Below are 9,909 nucleotides of genomic sequence, written 5' to 3' on the forward strand. Positions count from 1 at the left end.
ACGTCCTCGACCACGGCAAGATCACCGAACAGGGCGACCACCACACCCTGATGTCCCTCAACGGCCTCTACGCCGACCTCTACACCCTCCAGGCCGCCGCCTACCGCTGACTCTCTCGTGACTTGCACAATGTTCAAGTCCTTCCTATCGTCGGACTTGAACATTGTGCAAGTCGTTGTCCCGGGAGGGTCCCATGCCGGTTTCCGTCGTCATCGCGTCCACGCTGCAGTACGCGCTCGCGCTGCTGTTCCTCGTCCTGCCCGTCCTCGTCCACACGCACGGGGAGCGGGCTCAGCGCGCGGCCGAGGCGGTCGTGACCCGGCAGGGCCTACCTGCGGGGGTGCTCGCCCGGCACGGGGTCAAGTTCGCCGAGAGCGTCGTGGAGCTGCTGTTCCCCCTCGCCATCTGCGCTGCCCTGGCGACGCTGGCCTCACTCGGCCTCGCGGGCAGCGGGGTGGGCCGGGTCCTGTCGTGGATCGCCGCCGCGCTCCTCATGACGGCGGGCGCGTTCGTCACCGGCACCCAGGTCTTCGCGGCCCGCTACGTCGAGGCGGCCTTCAAGAAGTCCGAGGAGCCGGGCGTGCGGGAGCTCGACGGGAGAGCGGTGGTGCGCGCGGCGCAGGAGGCGTTCCCCGCGATCCTGCGACCGCTGATCGTGCTCCGGTTCGTGCTGACGGCCGCGGGTTCGGCGGCCGTCATCGTCCTGCTGGCGACTCCGGCCGCGAGCGCGTACTTCCATTAGCCAGCCGCGCGTCCAGCCCGTCGAGGATCGTACGCAGCCCGAACTCGAACGAGTCCTCGTCCGGCAGGGAACGGGCGGCCTCCACCGACGGCGTGGCCCGGGCCCGCAGCCGGGGGAACTGCTCGGCGATCTCGCTGATGCGCGCGACGGTGGCGCGCAGCTGCTGCTCCTCGTCCGCCCCCGCCCGGCGGAGCCGGGCCCGCCACGCCAGCTCGGCCGCCTCACCCTGCGCGGCGCCGATGACGAACATGAGCATGGTCGCCGCCGCCTGGTCCACGTCCGGCCCGCTGAACCCGGCGGCCTCGTAGACGGCCAGGCAGCGGTCGTCGTAGCGGGCCTTGTTGGGGCCGTGGAGGAGGTGGGTGCTCATGGCCGGGAGCATCCAGAAGTGCCGGCCCAGCATGCCGTGCGCACCGGCGGCCAGCGCCGCCGCGGCCGCCCGCCAGCCGACCTCGTCGGGGTCGGGGAGCTCGATCTCGTCCCACACGTGGTCGGCGGCCAGCACGACCAGCTCGTCCTTGCTCTTGACGTGCCAGTACATGGCCGTGGCCGCCGCGCCTAGCTGGGTGCCCAGACGCCGCATGTTCAGCCCGTCCACACCCTCGGCGTCCAGCACCGAGACGGCGGCCCGGACGATCTGGTCCCGGGTCAGGGTGTCACGCGGCATGCCCCCCAACCTACCGCCCCGCCTGCGCGCTCACCGGCCTGCGCGCTCACCGGCCTGCGCGCTCACCGGCCTGCGCGCTCACCGGCCTGCGCGCTCACCGGCCTGCACGCTCACCGGCCTGCACGGTCACCGGCCTGCACGGTCACCGGCCTGCACGGTCATCGGCTCGCGCGGTCACCCGCTCGCGCGGTCAGCCGCCCGCGCGACCATCGGCCGCACGGTGCCCACGCCCGCAGTGCCCACCCCGACAGCCGCCCATCTCGCGCCCGCCTACTCCGCGCCCGCCCATCCCACTCCCGCGCCACCGCCCCGCCCGAGCGCCCGTCCACCCGAGCGCCCGTCCCCCCGAGCGCCTGCCCGCTGCCCGGGTCGCTGGCTCGCGGCTCGTTGCATCCCAAGCCATTTGCCCCGAGTCATGCGAGCCCATCGCCACCCGGTCGTCGCCGACGGACCTCCCGCGTGCCAGTCGCAAGGGCGGTCACGAGAGGTCCGTGAGGTGGGCGCGCGGGGCAATGGGGATGGGAGGTCAGCAGGAGGTGAGCATGCTGCCCAGTGCCGCCTTCTCCGTGCTGTCGGTGCTCAGCCCCCAGTACCACTTCACCTGGATCCAGGCGCGGGCGTACCGGCAGCGTTCGGCGGTGCGGGGCGGCTGCCACTCCGCCGGGTCCTGGTCCGACTTGGACTGGTTGACGTTGTCCGTGACGGCCCACAGCTGGGGCCCGCCCAGGTCGTTGGCGAACTGCTGGCGGCGGGAGGTGGTCCATGCCCAGGCGCCCGAGGCCCAGGCTTCGGCGAGCGGGACCATGTGGTCGATGTCCACGTCGGAGGCGGCGGTCCAGGTCGCGCCGTCGTACGGGCTGTACCAGGAGCCGGAGGTGGCGGCGCAGGAGGAGTTGGTCACGACGTTGGTGCCGTCGCGCTTGAGCACTTCCTCGCGGGTGTTGCAGGAGCCGCTGATCGTGATCCAGTGCGGGAACAGGTCGCGGTCGTACGTGCTGCTGTGAGATTCGGCCGCCACCGTGAGCTCGGCGAGGCGGGCGGCGGCGGTGCCGGCGGAGGGGATGTTCGGGGGGATCGCGGCGGCGGATTGGGCGGTGGCGGTGAGGGTGAGAGTGGCGGCGCAGGCAATGGTCAGGGCGGCGGGTAGCACGCGGTCGCGGTGCATGAGGGGTGGGCCCTTCTGCCGCCGTCCTCGGCCGGCCACAGGTGCCGGTCAGGGGCGAGGAGGGCGGGCACCTCGACCGTGTCATTGTCCGCATTAGTCCATATATGGCCAGGTTTGCCGAGCTCGCATGGAGGCGTCGGGCGACTACTGACATGAACGGTCATGCAGCCACAAGTCCGCCTGTCAATGTTGGAGCGGCGTTCATCGCCCTGTCATTGCGTACCTGGAACCGCGACCGTCGGCGTCCTCTCGTTGCGAGTACGCCAGACCTCTGTCGAAGGCCGTGCGCGACGGGGCGCGGAGTCGGGATCCGGACGGATCGGCTCGCGCCCCCGCCGCCTCGACCGGGGGGCCGGTGGCTGCGCGCCACGTTGCCGCTGTTCTGGTTGACACGTCGTCGAAGGCCGGAAAGTGGCCGTCGAAACGGGCTCCGGCTGGGCGAATATTCCGGTAATTCGCTCGGCCGGGATTCAGGGTGGGTTGCCGCACGGGGGAAACCTTGTGTCGATGAGTTTCGCCCATCCGGGGTTGCCGAGCCGACGATTCGGGTGGTGGTGGAGAATGGCGCGGGCGTAATCGGAAGCCCCAGGTCGCCGTAGGCGTACCCGTAGTGTGATCAAGGCTTGACGGGGAGCGTTCGGACCGCTAAACGACAGACATGGCGAACGTCAAGGCGCGGCTCCGTGCCGCAGTCTCCAACGTGGATCTCGGCATCGTGCTGCTCGTCGCCGCTGCCGTCAGTGTGCTCGATCTGCTCGATGTACTCAAAGACGGACAATCGGACCAGCTGATTCTGCCGGTGCTGGCCCTGCTCGCGTTCGTCTGGATCAGGGACAGGAACAGGCAGGCCCGGGTGGCCGACCAGCTTGATACTGTCGCGCGTACGACCGACGGAATGTGGCGATTGCTGGCCAGCGGCGATTCGGTCAAGTCGCTCAACGGGGCGGCCATCACCCGGCTTCTTGAGGAGGCGCGGGCGGGCAGCGATATGTGGCTGTTCAAAGGGGGCACGGGCACGTTTATCCGGGCGGTGACGCTGCCCGAATGCGTTGAGCGGGCCAAGAGGAAGCGCAGCAAACTGCGTTTCCTGCTGGAATTAATCGATCCGACGGACGAACCTCTGTGCGCGGAGTACACCCAGCTGCACCTCAGCCTCGCCGACGACGGCGCGGAGGAGAAAGGGTGGACGTCTCTGGGCACGCGCAAGGACGTCTATTCGACGATCCTGGCCGCCTGCTGGTATCGGCAGCACAACAGCCAGGTGCTGGAGTTGCGGATCGGGCTGTCCCGGACGATCTCGCTGTTCCGCTGTGACCTCACCAAGCACAATCTGGTGATCACCCAGCGCGGTCCCGAGTTTCCCGGCCTCGCCATTCCGCAGAACAGCCCGCATTACAACCCGTGGTCCATCGAGCTGCACAACAGCCTCGACCAGACCAAACTGCTGGACGTGGCGAAGGCGCCGCAGCTGAGCGCCCGGCCGACCGTGGACGAGACGCGTCAGCTGTTCGAGCGCCTGGGCATTCCGCTGACCGAGGAGTTCGAGGACTCCGATGTGGCGGACATCGCCAGGGGTGCGCTCAACCGCATCGACCCGTACGAGGGGCGGGTGCCGGTCGCCGCGCCGTCGGTCAACTGACCGCGCGGGAGGGCCGACGACGGCGCGGTGGGCGTGCTCGCGGCCCGCGCGCTTGGTTGCGCACACCGGTCAGGGTCCGCCCGGTTGGTACGAGCCGCACCTGACACGTGCGCTTCCATGCGGACGCCCTCCGGACCGGATGGGCTGATGCCGGCCGTGAGCCGTGAGCCGTGAGCCGTGGGTCCACTGGTGCGTCGCTCTGGAACGTCGCTGCCCCGCCTGCGCGGTCAGTTGACCGACGGCGCGGCGACCGGCGGTTGTGGGTTCGGAGCGGCGCGGTGGCCGGGGGGCTGTGGGTTCGAGGTCGAGGCTCGGTGAGTGGGCTCCCTCAGACCGCCGTGCGGGGCGACGCCCGGTGAGCGGCTCCCTCCGATGAGAGAAGCGCGCAGCTCAACAAGGGTCGCCGGCGTCGACGGGGCCGAGTGATTCGTGGGTGGTGCCGCCCAGGGCGGCGAGGACGGCCTCTTCCACCGTGGTGTGCACGTGCAGGACGGTGTGCGCCCACGTGAGTTCCATGATCCGGGCCAGCTTCGGATCGGGGGCGGCCAGGTGCAGGCTGCCGCCGTGCTGGCGGGCGAAGGCGTGGGTGTTGAGCAGGACGCGCAGGCCCGCGCTGCCCAGGAACTGCGCCTCGCTGAGGTCGATCACCACGTGCTCGCCGGGCTGCCGCCTGCTGCCGCGGATATGACGATCGAGCTGGCCGGCCGTCGCGACGTCGACCTCACCGGCCACCGAGATCACGCTCACGCCCGGCAATCTCTGAATGGCGAACGTCAGATCCGGCATGCGGTGCCCACCGATCGGAGTCCGGAGACGATGCACTGTTATGGCTTGCCCGTATCGCACCATATCCGGGCGCCCGCCTTTCGCCTAGACATCAGCACTTACTTCTTTCCGGCCGGGGCCTCGCGCCCGGCATGCCCGAGGTGAGCAGGGGATTCATGGAACCCACACGATCCGTGCAAGACCGGCCCGGCACAGTGGAACGTACGGGACGAGTGATTGGCGGTCGGACATATTCAGCGCGCGGGAACGGACGGAAATACGAATATCCGCGACGCCGCGAATTTCGGTGTCGCTCTCCCCGAGTTTGACCGTGCTCGCCATGATCACGGATGCGCTCGCGGGCCGTTATCGCGGTCTGCCTCAATCGTGGCGAAGGGCGGTTCAGGCACGGTCCGGCTGGCGGTCGAAGGAGGCGGTGCGGCCGCTGGGCGCACCCGGCCATGCGGTGGTGCCGGACAGCGTCGTGCCGTGTGTCCCCGTCGGTGACGTCTCCGTCCAGGAGCAGATCGATCGCTTGCATGACATGCCGCCCGACCTCCTGCTCAAGGACCTGGAGCAGGCGTTCGGGCCGCTGCCCGCGCACTGGCGGGCCGCCGCCGACCGGCCAGACCGCTGGCTGCGCGGGTACGCGGGCGCGCTCGCCGACGTGTGGGCCGTCGCCGAGCCGCTGTGGAGCAGGGCGCGCCCGCTCCTCGACAGGGAGGTCGCGCGGGTGGGCGTCGCGAGCGTGCGCGGCGGGGCGGACGCGCTGCTCGGCTCGCTCGCCGGGCGGCTCGTCCGCGACGAGAACGGCCTGGTCATCGAGGGGGTCGCGGCCGGTGTCCACGAGCTGGGGGACCGGTCGCTGGTGCTCGTGCCGATGCTGGCGGGCAAGGACGCGCTGATCGTCGGGCTGGACGACCCGGAGACCGTGTGGATCGCGTATCCGGTTCCCGCGGCCGGGAGGCTGTGGCGTACGGACTGCGACGACCTCTCCGAGCTCGTGGGACCCGTACGGGCGGAGCTGCTGCGCACGCTCGACCGGCCCATGACCATGACCACGCTGGCCGGCGGCATGAACATCCCGCCCAGCAGCCTGACGTTCCACTGTGACCGGCTGGTCGCGGCGCGCCTCATCGCCCGTGAGCGCCGGGGCCGCGAGGTGTGGATCGACCGCACGCCCCGGGCGGGGGCGCTCCTGGAGCTGTGCCTCCGCTGAATCCCCCAAGGGGAACGGGGGCGCTCGTGATCCGGCGCGCCCCCGTTCAGCGAACTGCTGCTCAGCCGGCCTTGGTGAACTGGTTGAACAGCGGGCCGTCGAGCGTCCAGCCCGGCTCGTTGGCCAGGATCTTCTGGGTGTGCGATTCGATGGCGAGGCGCCACTTGTTGTTGTTCGACAGGCGGAAGATCTTCACCGTCTCACCGGCGGAGGCCGCGGCGGGCGCGTACCCGAGGATGCCCTCGTAGCGGAACTTGCCCGAGTTCACGAGCGACTCCCGCTCCGTGACGGAGCCGGTGACGATGTAGGAGGCCTTGCTCTCCCAGCGCAGCCGGAAGAGCGGCTTGCCGCCGGCGAAGGGAGCACGCGAGATGTAGTACATCGGGGTCTGGGTCAGCGACCAGCCGTGCTTGGTGATCGCGCTCTCCTTCTCCGCCTCGTTGCTGGTGTAGAAGAAGCCGCCGTCCTTCGTCACCAGCTCGTAGACCTTCACCCGCTGCTCGGCGACGCTCTGCGCCGACGACGCCGTCGTGGCGGCCGCCTGCGTGGCGATCCCGAAGGACAGCGTGGCGCCGAGCGCCACGGCGAGCCCGAGGCCGACGGGGCGGGTCATGCGGCCGAACGATATAGCCATGAAGCTGTTTCCCTCCGTATGGATGGCAATGCCCGGCCAAGCTAACAGTGCGCTGTGTAACCGCCTTTTCCATTTCGAGTAACGTCTAAGGGTTACTCGGCCAGCCGTGCGCGCAGGCGGTCGGCGTCCGGGTGGTTGAGCTGCTCCAGCAGCTCCAGCGCGCGGCGGAACGTGTCGAGGGCGGCGGCGCGGTCGCCGGCGGCGTCGTACATCTCGCCGAGGTGGACCGTGGTGTCGGCCTCGTGCCAGCGGTCACCGACCTCCTGGAACAGGCCGATGGAACGCCGGTAGAGCTCGGCGGCCTCGGCGAAGCGGCCGAGGTGGTGGTAGGCGTAGGCGAGGCTGTCACCCGCGCTGGCCTGGCCGTGCCGGTAATCCAGCTTCGCGTGCAGGTCCAGGGCCTCCTGGCAGTACGGGATGGCCTCCTCGTACTCGCCGAGCAGGACGAGCTGGTAGCCGATCGAGTTGAGGAACAAGGCCGCGCCCGCCTCGTTGCCAGCCTCGCGGTGGAGCGCGAGGGCCTGATGGAACTGTTCGAGGGCGGCGCGGGGCCGGTCCTGCTTCTGGTGGATGAAGCCGAGGCCCAGATGCGCACGGGTCCGGCCGTCACGGTCGCCCAGCTCGGTGAACAGGGCGATCGCCCGCTCCAGGTAGGCCCGCGCGTCGTCGAGCCGGCCGAGCCGGATGAGGGCGCGGCTCGCCCCGGCATGGGACTGGGCCTCGCCGAACCGGTCCGCCTGCCGCCGGGCGACGGCGAGCGCGGCGCTGTGGGCGGCGAGCAGGTCGAGCCAGCGCCCCTGGCGGTCCAGGTAGTCGCTGAGCGTCCAGCCGATCTGCCACGCGCGGGTGCCGAGGCCGGTGTCGGCAGCGTGCCGGACGGCGGCCATGAGCGTGGGGTGCTCGGTGGCGAACCACTCCATCGCCTGGTCGTGGTCCGCCGGGTTCTCCGGGGACGTCCCCGGCTGAGGCTCGTCCAGGGTCAGCGGCTGCCGGCTGCGGTTGATGATCAGGGCCGCGGCGTGGGCCGTGTGCAGGTAGTGGTCGAGCAGGCGGCACGTCGCGGCCCGCCGCTGATCGGAGGAGGAGCTGGGGCCGTCGAGGGCAGCGTAGTCGGCGGGGGCGGCAGGGTTGGCCCGGGCGCGAGGGCCGGCGTGGGTGGCGGGGTCGGCGGCGTCGTGGTCGCGGAGGTCGGCGGGGGAGGAAGGGGTGGCGCGGGAGGCAGGGGTGGTGGGGAGGTCCTGTTCGGCGGCGTAGGCGCGTAGGAGGTCGTGCGTGGTGAACCGGTCGGCGACGTTCTCGGTGACGAGGTGCGCCCGTACGAGCTCCCCGAGCAGCGCCCGCACCTCGCCGCCCGTGAGCCCGGCCAGGCTGGCCGCCGCCGCGCCGCCGAGATCCGGGCCGAACGCGCTCCCCAGCAGCCTGAACAGGCGCGCGGCCGGCGGCGTGAGCGCCCGGTAGGACCAGGAGAAGACTGCGCGGAGGCTGGCCGTCTGCTCGCCGGCGTCCAGGAGGTCGAGCCGGGAGGAGTCCTCGCGGAGCTGCCCGGCGAGTACGGCCAGCGGGAAGCCGGGATGCATGCGGGCGCGGGCCGCGACGATGCCCAGCGCCAGCGGCAGCCCGCCGCAGCGGTCGAGCAGGTCGGCCACCGCGTCCGGCTCGGCCCGCACCCGCTCCTCGCCCAGCAGGCCGGTGATCGCCTGGCGGGCCTCCTCCGGGTCGAAGGCGTCGAGCGGGATGGGCCGGGCGCCGTGGCCGGTGATGAGGCCGGGCAGCTGACGGCGGCTGGTGACCAGCACCGCGCAGGACGGGCTGCCGGGCAGCAGCGGGGTCACCTGGTCGGTGTCGCGGGCATTGTCGAGCACGATCAGCATCCGCTTGCCCGCCACCAGGCTGCGGTAGAGCGCGGCCTGCGCCTCCAGGCCGACGGGCACCGCGGCGGCGTCCACGCCCAGGGCGTCGAGGAAGCCGCGCACCGCCGTCTCGGGCGGCATGGGCGCGTCGGAGGGGTCGAAGCCGCGCAGGTTCACGTACAGCTGGCCGTCGGGGAAGCGGGGCAGGTTGCCGTGCGCCCAGTGCAGGGCGAGCCAGGTCTTGCCGACGCCGCCCGTGCCGCCGATGGCGGAGATCACCACCGTGTTCCCGGACGCGGCCATGATCCGGTCGAGGGTGGCCAGCTCGCGCGAGCGCCCCGCGAACGACGGCGGCGGCGGGGGGAGCTGACGGGGCACCGGAACGGGGCGCGGGGTGAGCGTGGTCTCGGCGGTGAGCATCCGCAGGTGCAGCCGCCGCAGGTCGGGGCCGGGGTCGGCGCCCAGCTCGTCGGCCAGCCGGCGGCGGGTCCGCTCGTAGCGGTCGAGCGCCTCGGCTTGGCGGCCGTTGCGGTAGAGGGCGAGGATGAGCTGCCCGACGAGGCGCTCGTCGAGCGGGTGGCGATCGGCCAGTACGGCCAGCTCGGGCAGCAGCTCGGCGTGCCGGCCCAGCCGGAGCCAGACGTCGTGGTGGTCGAGCCGGGCGGACAGGCGTTCGGTCTGGAGCGTGTGGCGCAGGGCCGCCAGCCACGGGGTGTCCAGGTCGGCGAACGGCTCCCCGCGCCACAGGCCGAGCGCGACCCCGTACAGCCGGGCGGCCTCCCGATCGTCGCTCGCCCGCGCCCGGGCCAGCAGCGCGCGGAAGCGGTGGAGGTCCACCGCCTCCTCCCGCACCCGCAGGAGGTAGCCGGCGGCGCTGCGGTGGATGCCGTCGGAGGGAGACAGGATGGAACGCAGGCGGGACAGGTAGCTGTGCAGCGTGCCCGCGGCCCGTTGCGGCGGGGCGTCGCCCCAGACGCGGTCGGTCAGCTGGTCGAGGGAGACGGGATGGTTGGCGTCGACGAGGAGGGCCGCCAGCACGCAGCGTTGCCGCGCGGGCCCGAGGTTGATCGGCCGGCCGTCCGCCCACGCGCTGACCTCGCCCAGGATCCCGAACTCGACCCCCACGGGACTCATCCTAGACGAGTAAGTCCGATCTCCGGTCAGTGGTCGTAGGCGGTCAGTGACCGGGTGATCGGGGCGTTGGTTGCGTGGTTGTGCCAGATCGCGG

Annotated in this window: 8 protein-coding genes; 3 read left to right on the forward strand and 5 right to left on the reverse strand. The window is 71.6% G+C overall.

What is annotated here, in order from left to right:
* Nucleotides 1–193 precede the first annotated feature (193 nt).
* Nucleotides 194–742: a hypothetical protein gene (locus ACWDRB_RS67215; RefSeq protein WP_449912704.1), complete on the forward strand. Its 549-nt coding sequence runs from the start codon at nucleotides 194–196 to the stop codon at nucleotides 740–742.
* On the opposite strand, the gene ACWDRB_RS67220 is transcribed toward ACWDRB_RS67215, so the two are convergent.
* Nucleotides 696–1,409, reverse strand: a complete 714-nt coding sequence (locus ACWDRB_RS67220; protein WP_449912706.1) for a TetR/AcrR family transcriptional regulator — start codon at nucleotides 1,407–1,409, stop codon at nucleotides 696–698. The two genes, ACWDRB_RS67215 and ACWDRB_RS67220, sit on opposite strands and share 47 nt — an antisense overlap.
* Nucleotides 1,410–1,935: 526 nt before the next feature.
* On the reverse strand, nucleotides 1,936–2,574 hold the full coding sequence (locus ACWDRB_RS67225; RefSeq protein ID WP_449912708.1) for an HNH endonuclease family protein: 639 nt from the start codon (nucleotides 2,572–2,574) through the stop codon (nucleotides 1,936–1,938).
* 658 nt (nucleotides 2,575–3,232) lie between these two features.
* Here ACWDRB_RS67225 and ACWDRB_RS67230 point away from each other — a divergent pair.
* Complete coding sequence (locus ACWDRB_RS67230; protein WP_350742551.1) at nucleotides 3,233–4,213, forward strand: hypothetical protein; 981 nt, start codon at nucleotides 3,233–3,235, stop codon at nucleotides 4,211–4,213.
* A gap of 390 nt (nucleotides 4,214–4,603) precedes the next feature.
* On the opposite strand, the gene ACWDRB_RS67235 is transcribed toward ACWDRB_RS67230, so the two are convergent.
* Entirely contained in the window at nucleotides 4,604–5,062 is a 459-nt protein-coding gene (locus ACWDRB_RS67235; protein WP_355210299.1) for an STAS domain-containing protein, read from the reverse strand.
* 352 nt (nucleotides 5,063–5,414) lie between these two features.
* Between ACWDRB_RS67235 and ACWDRB_RS67240 the strand changes: the two genes are divergently transcribed.
* On the forward strand, nucleotides 5,415–6,197 hold the full coding sequence (locus tag ACWDRB_RS67240; RefSeq protein ID WP_449912711.1) for an ArsR/SmtB family transcription factor: 783 nt from the start codon (nucleotides 5,415–5,417) through the stop codon (nucleotides 6,195–6,197).
* Nucleotides 6,198–6,258: 61 nt separating this feature from the next.
* Here the strand turns inward: ACWDRB_RS67240 and ACWDRB_RS67245 are convergent, their stop codons facing one another.
* Entirely contained in the window at nucleotides 6,259–6,810 is a 552-nt protein-coding gene (locus ACWDRB_RS67245) for a hypothetical protein (RefSeq protein ID WP_449912712.1), read from the reverse strand.
* A gap of 113 nt (nucleotides 6,811–6,923) precedes the next feature.
* Complete coding sequence (locus tag ACWDRB_RS67250) at nucleotides 6,924–9,806, reverse strand: BTAD domain-containing putative transcriptional regulator (protein WP_449912713.1); 2,883 nt, start codon at nucleotides 9,804–9,806, stop codon at nucleotides 6,924–6,926.
* Between the last annotated feature and the right edge of the window lie 103 nt (nucleotides 9,807–9,909).

This window comes from Nonomuraea sp. NPDC003707 (assembly GCF_053587055.1).

Bases quoted from the DNA above. Each gene is read 5' to 3' on its own strand.
- ACWDRB_RS67215 (WP_449912704.1), top strand. From the start codon at position 194: ATGCCGGTTTCCGTCGTCATCGCGTCCACGCTGCAGTACGCGCTCGCG.
- ACWDRB_RS67220 (WP_449912706.1), bottom strand. From the start codon at position 1,409: ATGCCGCGTGACACCCTGACCCGGGACCAGATCGTCCGGGCCGCCGTC.
- ACWDRB_RS67225 (WP_449912708.1), bottom strand. From the start codon at position 2,574: ATGCACCGCGACCGCGTGCTACCCGCCGCCCTGACCATTGCCTGCGCC.
- ACWDRB_RS67230 (WP_350742551.1), top strand. From the start codon at position 3,233: ATGGCGAACGTCAAGGCGCGGCTCCGTGCCGCAGTCTCCAACGTGGAT.
- ACWDRB_RS67235 (WP_355210299.1), bottom strand. From the start codon at position 5,062: ATGGTGCGATACGGGCAAGCCATAACAGTGCATCGTCTCCGGACTCCG.
- ACWDRB_RS67245 (WP_449912712.1), bottom strand. From the start codon at position 6,810: ATGACCCGCCCCGTCGGCCTCGGGCTCGCCGTGGCGCTCGGCGCCACG.